The following is a 12,924-nucleotide window of genomic DNA, read 5'->3' as shown; positions in this document are numbered from 1 at the left end:
AACCCTAATCCATTGTGGGAATGACGAATTCGGCGCCGTCCTTGATGCCGGACGGCCACCGCGACGTCACCGTCTTGGTTTTGGTGTAGAACATGATCGACGACGGACCGTGCTGGTTGAGGTCGCCGAAGCCGGAACGCTTCCAGCCGCCGAAGGTGTGGTAGGCCACCGGCACCGGGATGGGCACATTGACGCCGACCATGCCAACCTGCACGCGGGAGACGAAGTCGCGGGCCGCGTCGCCGTCGCGCGTGAAAACCGCTACGCCGTTGCCGTATTCGTGCTCGGACGGCAGCCGCAGCGCCTCCTCGTAATCGTGCGCGCGGACGATGCACAGCACGGGGCCGAAGATCTCGTCGGTGTAGATCGACATCTCCGGGGTGACGTGGTCGAACAGGGTGGGGCCGATGAAGAAGCCGCCCTCGAGGTTGGCGTCACCGAAAGCCAGGTCGTCGCTGGCGCGCTCGCGGCCGTCGATGACCAGTTCGGCTCCCGCGTCGACACCCTGGGCGATGTAGTCGCGCACCCGTGCCACGGCGGCCTCGGTCACCAGCGGGCCGTAGTCGGCCTTCGGGTCCAGGCTGTGGCCGACGCGCAGGTTGTTGATCCGCTCGATCAGCCGGGCACGCAGCCGGTCGGCGGTCTTGTCACCCACCGGGACGGCGACGCTGATCGCCATGCAGCGCTCGCCGGCGCTGCCGTACCCGGCGCCGATGAGGGCGTCGACGGCCTGGTCCAGGTCTGCGTCGGGCATCACGATCATGTGGTTCTTGGCGCCGCCGAAGCACTGCGAGCGCTTTCCGGTGGCCGCGGCCCCCGCGTAGATGTACTGCGCGATGTCCGAGCTGCCGACGAAGCCGACCGCCTGGATGTCGGGGTGGTTCAGGATGGCGTCGACGGCCTCCTTGTCGCCGTGCACCACTTGGAAAACCCCCGGCGGCAGGCCCGCCTCCAGGAAGAGCTCGGCCAGGCGCACCGGGACCGACGGGTCACGCTCACTCGGCTTGAGCACGAACGCGTTGCCGCAGGCCAGCGCCGGGCCGGCTTTCCACAGCGGGATCATCGCCGGGAAGTTGAACGGCGTGATGCCGGCGACCACTCCCAGCGGCTGGCGCAGCGAGTAGACGTCGATGCCCGGACCGGCGCCTTCGCTGTACTCGCCTTTGAGCAGGTGAGGGATGCCGATGCAGAACTCGATGACCTCGATGCCGCGCTGGATGTCGCCCTTGGCGTCGGCCACTGTCTTGCCGTGCTCGCGCGACAGCAGCTCGGCCAGCTCGTCGACTGACTGGTTGACCAACTCGATGAAGCGCATCATCACCCTGGCGCGGCGCTGGGGATTCGTTGCGGCCCAGCCCTTTTGGGCTTCAACGGCGGAGGCCACCGCGGCGTCGATGTCGGCCTGGCCGGCCATCGGCACCGTCGCCTGAACCTGGCCGGTGCTGGGGTCGAAGACGTCAGCGCTGCGGCCGGACTGGCCGACGGTGCGCTGCCCATCGATGAAGTGCGGGATTTGTGTGGTCATGGGGCCCTCGATGTGATTACGGCGCTTAAGCGGATACTTGCATATCCTAGTAACGCGGATAGGACGTTGGCAAGGTGGGCGCCGGGCTAGCCTGACAGCTGTATGCGCACCATCGAGTCCGACTACCTGGTAGTCGGCGCAGGCGCCATGGGCATGGCGTTCATCGACACGCTGGTCTCCGAGACGGAGGCCCGCGTGGTGGTGGTGGACCGCCACCACGCGCCCGGTGGGCACTGGACCATGGCCTACCCGTTCGTGCGGCTGCATCAGCCCTCCGCGTTCTACGGCGTCAACTCGTCCCGGCTGGGCAGCGACACCATCGACCAAGTGGGTTGGAACCACGGCCTTTACGAATTGGCGTCCGCCGGTGAAATCTGCGCGTATTACGAGCGCATCATGCGCCGGGAGTGGTTGCCGACGGGCCGGGTCAGCTACTTCCCGATGAGCGAATACCTCGGCGATGGCCGGTTTCGCACGCTGGCCGGCGCCGACCACACCGTCCGCGTGACGCGCCGCGTCGTCGACGCCACCTACATGCGGGTCACCGTTCCCGCCATGCGCCGCCCGCCCTATGCGGTTGCCGACGGCATCCGATGCCTGCCGCCCAACGACCTGCCCTGGCAGGCCGCGCGTGAGCGCTATGTCGTCGTGGGGGGCGGCAAGACCGGCATCGACACCTGCCTGTGGCTGCTCAGTCATGGTGTCGGGCCGGATCGGCTGACCTGGATCATGCCCCGCGACTCCTGGCTGCTGGATCGCGAGACGATGCAACCCGGCGCCTTGTTCGCCGACAAGCTCAAGGCCAGCTTCACCGCACAACTGCGCGCGATCAACGACGCGGACACGGTGCAGGATTTGTTCGCGCATCTCGAGAATGCCGGCGTGCTGTTGCGGATCGATCCGGCCATCCGGCCCGCCATGTACCGCTGCGCCACCGTCACCCGCCTCGAGCTCGAGCAGCTCCGCCGCATCACCGACGTGGTTCGCATGGGCCACCTCCTGGCGATCGAGGCGGACAGGATGGTGCTCGATGGCGGCACAGTGGCGGTCGGCGGCGACGAGCTGTACATCGATTGCACTGCGGATGGCGCCGAAAAACGGCCCGCCAAGCCCATTTTCGATGTCGCAGATATCACGCTGCAAAGCGTGCGCGGATGCCAACAGATCTTCAGCGCCGCGCTGATCGCCCACGTCGAAGCCGCATACTCCGACGACGCCGTGAAAAACGAGTTGTGCGTTCCCCTGCCGCATCCGGACACCGACGTCGACTGGTTGCGGCTTGCGCAGGCCGACTACAGCAACCAGCTGCGCTGGTTCGATGATCCCGAATTGATGTCGTGGCTGGCCGCGGCTCGCCTGGACCTGTTCGGGCACCTGATCGGACACCTGCTGCCGTCGGGTTCGGCGAAGCCCCGGGTGCGGATGCGCATCCTGAGCATCGCCAAGTCCGTGTTCGCCGCCACCGCCGCCAAGCTCGACCAGCTGATGGCCGCCGAAGCCGCCCTCGCGGCGCCCTGAGCCGTGTAACCCGAGCCGCTATTCATCGGGTGAAGGAGGCATGTGGCGGCAAGAAACGAACCCGTCGGGCCGCGACCCTTGCGCGCGGTGCCCGACGATGGCCAAGACGTCGGCTACCCGAACTGGGAAGCCGTGTACTCCGACAACGTGACCTGGGTGTACCGCACGCTGTTCGCGCGCGTCGGCAACCAGACCGACGCCGAAGACCTCACCGCCGAGGTGTTCCTCGCCGCGCTGCGGCCGCTGCGACTGACCGCGAGCGTCGCGGAGGTGCGCGCGTACCTGCGGGCGACGGCCCGGACGGTGCTGGCCGCGCACTGGCGAGAGACGCTGGGGCGAGAGATAACCTCGATCGAGGACATCGAACAACCCGCCGACAGCCAGGAAGCGATCAGCACCGCGCCGCAGCGCGTCGCCCGCGTACTGGACAGCCTGCCGGACCGCTACCGCCAGATTTTGGAATCCCGCTTCCTGCGGGGTAATTCGATCAAGGAGTCAGCCGCGGAACTCGGGATCAGCGTGGCCAATGCCAAAGTGCTTCAGCACCGCGCCCTGCGGCTGGCGGCGCAGGTCAACGATGGGGGCCAGCCATGAATGCGCGATCGCTGCGACGTTACGTCGACGACCTGTTGCGGGGGCGCCGGCCCAGGCCGTTCGCGCCGGACGACTTCGAGGCCGCGCAGGTCCGCACCGCGATCGAGCTGCGCGCGGCTCGCGAGGGTGGTGACGCGCCCCGCCCGGAGTTCGTCGCCGATCTGCACCGGCGGGTTGCCGAGCAGATGGCGGGCGGCCCGACGGAAACGCCGCCGGGCCGCGGCAGCACGCGCCGCCAGGTCCTCGTCGGCACGTCGGCCGCCGCCACCGCGGCGGTCGCCGCGGTGTCCGTGGACCGGGCCCTGACCGCGGGCCACGCAGGCGACGGTGGTACGCCCGATACTGCCGGCGGGCAACTCACGCCCAACCAGGGCAGCTGGCAGCGCGTCGCAGCCGGCTCGGACGTGCCCGACGGCGCGATGCACGCCTTCGACCTCGGCTCGGTGACCGGGTTCGTCCGCCGCGTCGACGGCAGGATCCAGGCGATCTCCGGGGTGTGTACCCACCAGGGCTGCAAGCTGTGGTTCGACGCGCCCGACGACATACTGCGCTGCCCCTGCCACACTACGTCGTTCTCGCCCGCCGGGCAGGTGCTCACCCATCAGTTGCCGATAGCGCCAAAACCGTTGCCCGCATTGATGGCTCGTGAGGTCAACGGGATCATCGAGGTGTTCGCCCCACCGGGCCCCGGCCGGCCGGCCTGAGCGGTGTAACCCGCCGCGCTATCTCTTGGCATGGATATCTCCATGCTACGAAGACTTTTGGCGGCCGCGGGTGTGTTGCTGCTGGCCGGCTGCTCCCAGCCACGGCCGGTGGCGACCACCGCCGCGCCCACCACCGCGATCTCGATCACCGCGCCGGCGGCTCCGGTCCGCGGCGACCAGGTCAACATCGACGGCTTCGCGTTCGCGCCCGGGACGTTGACCGTGCCCGCCGGGACTACCGTCACGTGGACCAACCGCGACGAAGAACCCCACACGGTGGCCGCGAGCGACGGCTCGTTCCACTCACCCGGCATGGGAACGGGCGCCACCTTCACCCACACCTTCTCCACGGCGGGGACTTTCGATTACGTCTGTTCGATCCACCCGATGATGCACGGCACGGTGGTGGTGACGGGATGAATAACAAAGAGAACGGCATGACTCGCCGCCAGCTCATCCGGCACACGGCATGGTTCGGTGCGGCGGTCGGGTTCGCCGTGGCCGGCGGCGAGGTCATCTCGCATGTCGCGGGCCAGGCCGGGGCGCAGCACGCGGCGGTGCGGCCCACGCTGCGGTTCGCCCAAATCAGCGACAGCCACCTCGGGTTCACCGGTGCGCCCAACCCCGACGTCACCGCAACGTTCGGCCACGCGATAGATCTGGTCAACAACCTCGGCTACACACCGGATTTCGTCATCCACACCGGGGACCTCACCCACCTGTCCAGCCCGGAGCAGTTCGACCGGGTGAAGCAGATGATGAGCGGCCTCAAGACGCCACACGTGTTCACCGTGCCCGGAGAACACGACTCGATCGACGACGCCGGGCAGAAGTACCGGAACGCGTTCGGCGCCGGCTCCGTTGGCGACGGGTGGTATAGCGCTGACATCGCCGGAGTGCACCTGATCGCGTTGGTCAACACGCTGAATCTGCGCAAGCTCGGGCATCTCGGTGCCGATCAGTTGGAGTTCGTCAAGCGCGATGTCGCGCGCCTTTCCAGCGATACGCCCATCATCGTGTTCAGTCACATCCCTTTGTTCGCGATGTACCCGCAATGGGGCTGGGGCACCGACGACGCCACGCAAGCGCTGAGCTACCTGCGCCGCTTCTCCTCGGTGACCTGCCTGAATGGTCATGTCCACCAGCTGTTCTCCAAAACGGAAAACAACGTCACGTTCTACAGCGGCACCACCACCGCCTACCCGCTGCCCCGGCCGGGCGACGGGCCCGCGCCCAAGCCGGTCACGCTTCCGGCCGGCAAGCTGCGCGACGCACTGGGCATCCGTGAGGTCAGCTACGCCAGGGGAGAGACCGCTCTGGCCTTAAAGGAGACTGCGCTGCAATGAGTTTGACGAGTATCCTGATCCGCGTCGGCCTCGCCGTGTCGTTGGCCGTCAGCGCCACCAGCCACGCCTACCTCTATGTGCATGGCTACCGACATATTCCGACGATCGGCACCGCGTTCGTGATTCAGGCCAGCCTCTCGTTCGCGGTCGCGCTGCTGATCCTGATCGGCGGACCCGGGTGGCTGCGCTGGGCCGGTGCCGCGCTCGCGGCCGGTTCGCTGGTGGCATTCGTTCTGTCACGCACCGTCGGCCTGTCCGGCTTCCTTGAACGGGGATGGGACCCGGCGCCGTACGCCGCCCTCAGTGTGATGGCCGAGGTGCTCACGGTGGCGTTGTGGGCGAGCGCGTTAGCGGCTAGGAGGAATCGGGCCGCGGCTGCTTGAGCCGCATTTCCTCGACAAATGTCTTGGTCTCGTCCCAGGTGGGCAGCAGGCCGGAGGCCCGCACCTCCGCGAAGCTGGGCGCCGCGGCATCTCGGTCGGACAGGTTGGGCGTGGCGCCGTCCACCAGTGGCCAGTCGATGGCCAGCGCCGGATCGGTCGGACAGATCGTGTGTTCGCGCTGCGGGTTGTATTCCGCGGAGCACAGATACATCACCGTCGAATTGTCTTGCAGCGCAAGGAAACCGTGGCCCAAACCTTCGGAAATGTAGATCGTCCGGTGATCGGAGTCGTCGAGCAGGACCGAATCCCACTGCCCGAATGTCGGCGAGCCGACCCGGATGTCGACGACAACGTCGAACACCGCACCGCGAACGCACGTCACATACTTGGCCTGGCTCGGCGGCAGCTGGGCGAAGTGCAATCCGCGCAACACACCGGCCGACGACACCGAACAATTGGCCTGCCGGACATTTAGCCCGTGGCCGGCGAAGGAGCGGAATCCCTTGTCGCTGAGCCATTCGAAGAAAAGGCCACGCGAATCCCCATGGACGTTGGGAGTGACCTCCCAGGCTCCGGGAACCTTCAACTCGCGGACTTGCACGCTACTGCCCGCGCTCTTCGTAGCGGGCCTCCGCGGCGTCTTTCAACGGACCCCACCACGATTCGTTCGCGCGATACCAGTCAATGGTGGCACGCAGGCCGTCCTCGAAATCGGTGTGCTTTGGCGCCCAACAAAGTTCGTCACACAGCGACGTGGGGTCGATGGCGTACCGTAAATCGTGGCCCACGCGGTCGGTGACGTGGTCGAAGTCGTCGGGCTCGCGGCCCATCATCTGCAGCAGCGTGCGCAGCACGGTCAGGTTGTCGCGCTCCCCTTCGGAGCTGATCAGATAGGTGCGCCCGATCTCGCCCTTGTCCAGGATGCGCCGGACCGCGCTGTTGTGGTCGTCGACGTGGATCCAGTCGCGGACGTTGGCGCCGGTGCCGTACAGCTTGGGCCGGCGGCCGGTGAGCACGTTGGTGATCTGGCGCGGAATGAACTTCTCGACGTGCTGATACGGCCCGTAATTGTTGGAGCAGTTCGAGATCGTCGCGCGCACCCCATACGAGCGCACCCAGGCGCGAACCAACATATCGGCGGCGGCCTTGGTCGCCGAATACGGGCTCGACGGGTTATAGGGCGTCGCCTCGGTGAACCGCTGCGGGTCGTCGAGCTCCAGGTCGCCGTAGACCTCGTCGGTCGAGATATGGTGCAGCCGAACGCCGTAACGCCGCACCGCCTCGAGGATGGTGAAGGTGCCGACGACGTTGGTGTGCAGGAAAGGCTCGGGACTGTCCAATGCGTTGTCCACGTGGCTTTCAGCGGCGAAATGCACCACCGCGTCGGATTCGGCGACCAGCCGCCCCACCAGCTCGGCGTCGGAGATGTCACCGACCACCAGCTCTATGGAGTCCTCCACGTCGGTCAGTGACTCGCGCCGACCCGCATAGGTCATGGCGTCGAGCACCGTCACGGAGTCCTCGGGATGTTCCCGGACCGTGCTGTGCACGAAGTTGGCGCCGATGAATCCAGCGCCGCCGGTGACCAGTAACCGCATGCCCAAACCCTAACCGAGCCGACCGGTCAGCTCGCGTGGGTCAGCCCCAGGGGTCCGGCCAATTCACTCAGCGCAGCTAGAAGGGCCTTTTCGTCGCCCCCGCCCAGCACCTGGATCGCCACATGGTCGGCGCCGGCATCCAGATGCTCGGCCAACCGCCTCGCGATGTCCTCCGCGGTGCCGTAGGCGACCACCGCGTCGAGCAGCTTGTCGCTGCCGGGTTTGCGCACATCGGCCTCGGTGAACCCCAGCCGCAGCCAGTTGTTCACGTAGTTGCTCAAGCCCAGGTAGAACTCGACAGTCCGACGACCGATCGCTCGGGCCTCCTCGGCGTCGGTGGTGTGGGGGTATTTCCCGCTTGCGGGGGCCACCACCTTGTGTTCGGGCGCCAAATAGACGGCCCCACCCAGTAACTCGCGCGCCTTGGCGGTGTGCTCGGGCGTGGTCAGGTACGGATGCGCGCCGGCGCTGCGCCGCGCCGCGAGGCCGAGCACCCGCGGCCCGAGCGCGGCGAGGACCCGACGGCTGGTCGGCACCAGGGCCGCGTCGAGTTCGTCGAGGTAGGAGACCAGGGCGTCGTAGGGCTTCACGTATTCTCCGGTGTGCTCCGGGTGCCCCACCCCGATGCCCAGCAAAAACCTTCCCGGATGGCCGGATTCGATCCGGTGGAAGGACTCGGCGACGGCCGGGGCGGGCGCCGACCAGATGTTGACGATTCCGGTGGCCAGCTGCAGCGACGTCGTCTGCGCCAGGGCGGGCTCGGCCCAGGACAGGTCGGCGTCCGGTGACCCGCCGATCCAGGCGGCGCCGTAGCCCAGCGATTCGATGCCCGCCGCCAATTCGGGGGAGATCGATCGGGTGGGCAGCCACACGCCGTACCGGCCAAGCCCGGGTTTGAGTGAAACTCCCTCGGTCATCCAGCTCCCCCTACGGCAGGTCAGGACGGCGTCAAACCCAGCGGCCCCGCCAGTTCGGCCAGCGCCGACACCAGGTTTTCATCCTTCGTGAGGACCTGCACGGGGACGTGATCGGCGCCGGCGTCCAGGTGTTCTTTGAGTCGCGCCGCGATCTGGTCCACGGTGCCATACGCCACCACCGCGTCCACCAGGCGGTCGCTACCAGGGCGGGTGACTTCGTCCTCGGTGAAACCCAGCCGCTTCCAATTGTTTCGGTAGTTGGCGAGATTGAAGTAGACGTCGAGCGCCTTGCGGCCGACGGCCCGGGCCTTCTCGGGGTCGGTGGTCAGGATCGCCTTGTGTTCGGGGGCCAGGAAAGCGGACGGCCCGATGAGTTCGCGGGCTCGCGCAGTGTGTTCCGGGGTGGTCAGGTAGGGGTGCGCCCCGGCCGAGCGTTCCGCGGACAGCTTGAGGACGCGCGGGCCCAGCGCCGCCACCACCCGGCGGTTGGCGGGCACGCCGTAGTCATCGAGCTGCTGCAGGTAGTCGGTGAGCGCGTCGTAGGGCTTGCGGTACTCGGTGTGTGCCTCGGGATGGCCGACGCCAATACCCAACAGGAACCGGCCGGGGTAGGCCTTGTCGATGCGGTGGAAGGACTCGGCCACCGGCTGGGCCGCCGCCGTCCAGATGTTGACGATGCCGGTGCCCACCTGCAACGTCGTCGTGGCCGCGAGAAGGGGCTCCACCCAGGCCAGCTCAGCGGGCGGTGAACCGCCGACCCAGACGGCGCCGTAGCCCAGCGCTTCGATGTCCCTGGCCTGCTCGGGTGTCACGCCGCGTCCGAACGATCCGAACCGGCCGAGATCGGGTTTCTTCGCTGCATCGGTCATGGTGTTCCCAACCCGCGCCCCGCGAGAGCTATTCCGCGGCGGCGACGTCCTCATCGGCGTCGAGGTCCGCGGCGACGGCGTCGACGGCGGGCGGCTCCAGCGGCAACAGCACGATGAAACGGGTGTCGCCCGGTTTCGATTCCACCCGCAGGTCCCCACGGTGCTTCTTGACGACGATGTTGAACGCGAGGTCCAGCCCCAGGCCGGTGCCCTCCCCGAACGGCTTGGTGGTGAAGAACGGCTCGAAGATGTGCTCGCGGATGTCGGCGGGGATTCCCGGCCCGGTGTCGCAGATTTCCACGCGCGCCATGTTGTCGCCGTATCGGCAGGTACGTACGGTCAGAGTGCCGCCGGTCTCGCGCATCGCGGCCAGCGCGTTGTCGATGATGTTGGTCCACACTTGGTTGAGATCGCCTGGGTAGCAGGGTATTTCGGGAAGCGACTTGTCGAAGTCCTTGACGACGGTGATCGCGGGATGCGGACTGGCGGCGTCCTTGCCGCCGTCCTTGGTCAGCCGGTCGGCGAACATCACCAGCGTGCTGTACAGCAGGTCGTGCACGTTGGCCACCTGGAACGGGGCCCGATCCATTTGCGAATACTGCTTGGCGTCGGCCACCAGCGCCGAAATCCGTTTGCTCGCTTCGAGAATCTGGTTCATCAGCAGCTCGCTTTCGATGGTGTAGTTGATCCATCGAATTGCCATCTCCAGCGACGCGGACGCCAACTCGTCGCTGACCGCGGAAATGCGCTCCAGCCAATCGGTGTCGACGCCGCCTTCGACGAACGTCGGCGCGATCTCCCAGCCGCCCTCAATGCCGTGGTCGTCCAGCCAGTCGCCGACGGCGTCCTCGCGATCGGAGGTCTCGAGCGCGCTCAGGTGCTGGGACGCGGACTTGGCGACCTGCTCGGCGACCCGCTCCTGCAGCCGCACCAGGGCGCTGAGCGCCTCGGGCGAGATCGTCCCGTCGGCGAGCATCGCCAGCTTGTGCCGCATGTTGGCCACCCGCTCGCGCAGATCCGACGCGGCCCGCGAGATCGCGGCCGCCGGATTGTTGAGTTGGTGGGTCAGTCCGGCCGACAGCCGGCCCAGCGCCAGCAGCTTCTCGCGGTTGTCGATGATCCGGCGGGTTCGGTCGGTGCCGACGGCGATGCCATCGAGCAGGTGGACGGCCATCGGGAACTGGTCGCGCATGAACTGTGCGAACACCGGGGCGTCCATGACGAAGAACCGCGACGGCTTCGTCACGTGCACCGAGGCGTCGTAGTTCTTCTGCTTCCCGCCGGTGAACGCCCGCCACGCCCCGCAATACACACCGCGCTGCGAGGTGCGGTTGGTTTCGATGTCCTGGCCGCCGGAGAGCTTGGACATCATCAGCTCGCCCTCGATCAGCACGTAAAAGCAGGTGGCGGGTTCGCCCTCGACGCAGATCGGGCCGGGTTCGTAGTTTTCGATGTGCCCGTTGGCGCACAGCACCGCGAGCTGCTCATCGGTCAGCGCCTCGAAGAGGAACAGGCTGCGCAGCTCGTCGGGCTCGCAGGGCATGGGCCTTGATTCGGCGGCGGTCATGCTTCGGCCAGGTAACGGTGGACCAGCATCACGGCCATCGACCCTTCTCCGACGGCGGCCGCGACGCGCTTGGCCGACGTCGAGCGGACGTCGCCGGTGGCGAATACCCCCGGCACGCTAGTTTCCAGGTGGTGCGGCGGGCGGTCCAGCGTCCAGCCGCACACGTTGCGTAGGTCGGGCCCGGTCAGGATGAAGCCATGGTCGTCGCGGGCCAGCACCCCGTCGAGCCAGTCGGTCCGCGGGGCGGCGCCGATGAAGATGAACATCCGCCCGCAGGTGACGTCCTCGACCTCGTTGGTCCGGTTGTTGACCAACCTGAGCTGCTCCAGGTGGCCGTCGCCGGTGGCGCGCTGCACCTCGGTGCAGGTCAGGACGTTGATCTTCGGGTTCGCCTCGATCTGCTGGATCAGGTAGTAGGACATCGACGCCTCCAGCGACGGGGCGCGCACCACGATGTTGACCGACTTGGCCGTCCGCGACAGATACATGGCGGCCTGGCCGGCGGAATTGGCCCCGCCGATCACGTACACCTCTTCGCCCTCGCAGTCCGACGCGATCGACACCGCGGCGCCGTAGTAGACGCCGCAGCCGGTCAGCTCGGTGCAGCCCTCGGCCTGCAGCTGGCGGTACGCGACGCCGGTGGCCAGGATGACGGCGTGCGCGTGAACCGAGCCGCCGTCGGCGAACCGCACCGTGCGCTTGGCTCCGTTCACCTCGAGCGCGACGGCCTTGCGGGCGGTGATCAGCTCGGCGCCGAACTTCTCGGCCTGCCGGCGGGCGCGGTCGGCCAGCTGCCCGCCCGACACCCCGTCCGGAAAGCCCAGGTAGTTCTCGATGCGCGAGCTCTGGCCGGCTTGGCCGCCCGTCGCGGTGTGCTCGATGAGCACCGTGCGCAGGCCCTCGGAGGCCCCGTACACCGCGGCGGCCAGGCCGGCGGGTCCGCCGCCGACCACGATCAGGTCGTAGAAGTCCTGCGACGGCGTGGTGGTCAGGCCAAGCTTGTCGGCCAGTTCGGCGTTGGTGGGCTCGATCAGCGGGTCGCCGCGCTCGGTGACCACGACGGGCAGCTGCAGGCGGTCGGCGCCGGCGGCGTTGAGCAGGCGCTCGCCGTCGGGTTCGTCGGCCATGAACCACGAGTAGTTCAGCCCGTTGCGCGCCAAAAAGTCGCGGACCTCCCAGGACCGCGCCGACCAGCGGTGCCCGATCACCTTGGTGTGCGGGATGGGGTGCTCCGGCGCCGCCCGCCAGGCCTCCAGCAGCGCGTCGACGACGGGATAGAGCTTTTCCTCCGGCGGGTCCCACGGCTTGAGCAGGTAGTGGTCGAGGTCGACGACGTTGATCGCGTCGATCGCGGCGTGGGTGTCGGCGTAGGCCGTCAGCAGGATCCGCCGCGCCAGCGGGTACAGGTCCATCGCCTGTTCGAGAAACTCGATGCCGGTCATCTGCGGCATCCGGTAGTCGGCGATCAGGGCGGCGACGGTTTCCCCCCGCAGTTTGAGTTGCTTGAGGGTTTCCAGGGCCTCCGGACCGGATTCGGCCCGCACGATGCGGTGTTCCTCGCCGTAGTGGCGGCGCAAATCGCGGGCCACGGCGCGCGACACCGCGGGATCGTCGTCGACGGTGAGTATCACGGGTTTGCGCGGCTGCGCTGCGCCATCGAAGGGACCTGTCATCGCGCTCAAGTATGCGCTCGTCACGCGTAGTATGGCGGGTCGAGGTCGCGGCCCGGATTTCTCGGTAAGCGATTTTGGCGCACGCCCGTTGACCAGGTATCGTGGAACAACGGTGCGGCATCCGCGCCGACTTTTTGTGTGCCAAGTCCCTAGGAATTTCCTGTCACCGGCTCACGTTTCAAGTCGGTGCACTGTCGCGTCGACTAGGCGCAGATGAAAACGAAACTATA

The 12,924-nt window shown here is 67.5% G+C and carries 13 protein-coding genes; 6 read left to right on the top strand and 7 right to left on the bottom strand.

Features of this window, described 5'->3' with window-relative positions; genetic code table 11:
• Positions 1-4: 4 nt before the first annotated feature.
• Entirely contained in the window at positions 5-1,525 is a 1,521-nt protein-coding gene (locus tag AC5Y4H_RS08900; protein WP_499980437.1) for a CoA-acylating methylmalonate-semialdehyde dehydrogenase, read from the bottom strand.
• 102 nt (positions 1,526-1,627) lie between these two features.
• Between AC5Y4H_RS08900 and AC5Y4H_RS08895 the strand changes: the two genes are divergently transcribed.
• From AC5Y4H_RS08895 to AC5Y4H_RS08870, 6 genes are read left to right on the top strand one after another with little or no spacing between them, the layout of a single operon-like run.
• On the top strand, positions 1,628-3,043 hold the full coding sequence (locus tag AC5Y4H_RS08895; protein WP_499980435.1) for an NAD(P)-binding protein: 1,416 nt from the start codon (positions 1,628-1,630) through the stop codon (positions 3,041-3,043).
• Positions 3,044-3,085: 42 nt separating this feature from the next.
• A complete protein-coding gene (locus AC5Y4H_RS08890; protein WP_499980434.1) occupies positions 3,086-3,637 on the top strand; it encodes an RNA polymerase sigma factor in 552 nt (183 codons plus the stop codon).
• Complete coding sequence (locus AC5Y4H_RS08885) at positions 3,634-4,341, top strand: Rieske (2Fe-2S) protein (protein WP_499980432.1); 708 nt, start codon at positions 3,634-3,636, stop codon at positions 4,339-4,341. The genes AC5Y4H_RS08890 and AC5Y4H_RS08885 overlap by 4 nt, the downstream gene beginning before the upstream one ends.
• 30 nt (positions 4,342-4,371) lie before the next feature.
• Entirely contained in the window at positions 4,372-4,761 is a 390-nt protein-coding gene (locus AC5Y4H_RS08880; protein ID WP_499980430.1) for a cupredoxin domain-containing protein, read from the top strand.
• Positions 4,758-5,687, top strand: coding sequence for a metallophosphoesterase family protein (locus tag AC5Y4H_RS08875; protein WP_499980428.1), 930 nt, complete (start codon positions 4,758-4,760; stop codon positions 5,685-5,687). The genes AC5Y4H_RS08880 and AC5Y4H_RS08875 overlap by 4 nt, the downstream gene beginning before the upstream one ends.
• On the top strand, positions 5,684-6,070 hold the full coding sequence (locus tag AC5Y4H_RS08870) for a hypothetical protein (protein WP_499980427.1): 387 nt from the start codon (positions 5,684-5,686) through the stop codon (positions 6,068-6,070). Before AC5Y4H_RS08875 ends, AC5Y4H_RS08870 begins: the two co-directional genes overlap by 4 nt.
• Here AC5Y4H_RS08870 and rfbC read toward each other — a convergent pair.
• From rfbC to AC5Y4H_RS08840, 6 genes are read right to left on the bottom strand one after another with little or no spacing between them, the layout of a single operon-like run.
• Positions 6,042-6,671 carry a dTDP-4-dehydrorhamnose 3,5-epimerase gene (rfbC, locus tag AC5Y4H_RS08865; protein WP_499980426.1) on the bottom strand — a complete coding sequence of 210 codons (630 nt, stop codon included), beginning with the start codon at positions 6,669-6,671 and terminating at the stop codon, positions 6,042-6,044. The genes AC5Y4H_RS08870 and rfbC overlap by 29 nt on opposite strands.
• Before the next feature lies 1 nt (position 6,672).
• A complete protein-coding gene (gene rfbB / locus AC5Y4H_RS08860; protein ID WP_499980425.1) occupies positions 6,673-7,668 on the bottom strand; it encodes a dTDP-glucose 4,6-dehydratase in 996 nt (331 codons plus the stop codon).
• Positions 7,669-7,694: 26 nt separating this feature from the next.
• Positions 7,695-8,585, bottom strand: a complete 891-nt coding sequence (locus tag AC5Y4H_RS08855; RefSeq protein WP_499980423.1) for an LLM class F420-dependent oxidoreductase — start codon at positions 8,583-8,585, stop codon at positions 7,695-7,697.
• A gap of 20 nt (positions 8,586-8,605) precedes the next feature.
• Complete coding sequence (locus AC5Y4H_RS08850) at positions 8,606-9,454, bottom strand: LLM class F420-dependent oxidoreductase (protein WP_499980422.1); 849 nt, start codon at positions 9,452-9,454, stop codon at positions 8,606-8,608.
• A 28-nt stretch (positions 9,455-9,482) separates the two neighbouring features.
• Positions 9,483-11,021, bottom strand: a complete 1,539-nt coding sequence (locus AC5Y4H_RS08845; protein WP_499980420.1) for an ATP-binding protein — start codon at positions 11,019-11,021, stop codon at positions 9,483-9,485.
• On the bottom strand, positions 11,018-12,694 hold the full coding sequence (locus AC5Y4H_RS08840; RefSeq protein ID WP_499980417.1) for an NAD(P)/FAD-dependent oxidoreductase: 1,677 nt from the start codon (positions 12,692-12,694) through the stop codon (positions 11,018-11,020). Before AC5Y4H_RS08840 ends, AC5Y4H_RS08845 begins: the two co-directional genes overlap by 4 nt.
• Positions 12,695-12,924: the final 230 nt, after the last annotated feature.

This window comes from Mycobacterium sp. NGS58, assembly GCF_059812385.1.
Note: the sequence above shows the minus strand (reverse complement) of the source record. Positions and strands in the feature narration are given on the sequence as shown.

Coding starts and splice junctions, on each gene's coding strand:
- AC5Y4H_RS08900 (WP_499980437.1), bottom strand. CDS start 1,525: ATGACCACACAAATCCCGCACTTCATCGATGGGCAGCGCACCGTCGGC.
- AC5Y4H_RS08895 (WP_499980435.1), top strand. CDS start 1,628: ATGCGCACCATCGAGTCCGACTACCTGGTAGTCGGCGCAGGCGCCATG.
- AC5Y4H_RS08885 (WP_499980432.1), top strand. CDS start 3,634: ATGAATGCGCGATCGCTGCGACGTTACGTCGACGACCTGTTGCGGGGG.
- AC5Y4H_RS08880 (WP_499980430.1), top strand. CDS start 4,372: ATGGATATCTCCATGCTACGAAGACTTTTGGCGGCCGCGGGTGTGTTG.
- AC5Y4H_RS08875 (WP_499980428.1), top strand. CDS start 4,758: ATGAATAACAAAGAGAACGGCATGACTCGCCGCCAGCTCATCCGGCAC.
- AC5Y4H_RS08870 (WP_499980427.1), top strand. CDS start 5,684: ATGAGTTTGACGAGTATCCTGATCCGCGTCGGCCTCGCCGTGTCGTTG.
- rfbB (WP_499980425.1), bottom strand. CDS start 7,668: ATGCGGTTACTGGTCACCGGCGGCGCTGGATTCATCGGCGCCAACTTC.
- AC5Y4H_RS08855 (WP_499980423.1), bottom strand. CDS start 8,585: ATGACCGAGGGAGTTTCACTCAAACCCGGGCTTGGCCGGTACGGCGTG.
- AC5Y4H_RS08850 (WP_499980422.1), bottom strand. CDS start 9,454: ATGACCGATGCAGCGAAGAAACCCGATCTCGGCCGGTTCGGATCGTTC.
- AC5Y4H_RS08845 (WP_499980420.1), bottom strand. CDS start 11,021: ATGACCGCCGCCGAATCAAGGCCCATGCCCTGCGAGCCCGACGAGCTG.
- AC5Y4H_RS08840 (WP_499980417.1), bottom strand. CDS start 12,694: ATGACAGGTCCCTTCGATGGCGCAGCGCAGCCGCGCAAACCCGTGATA.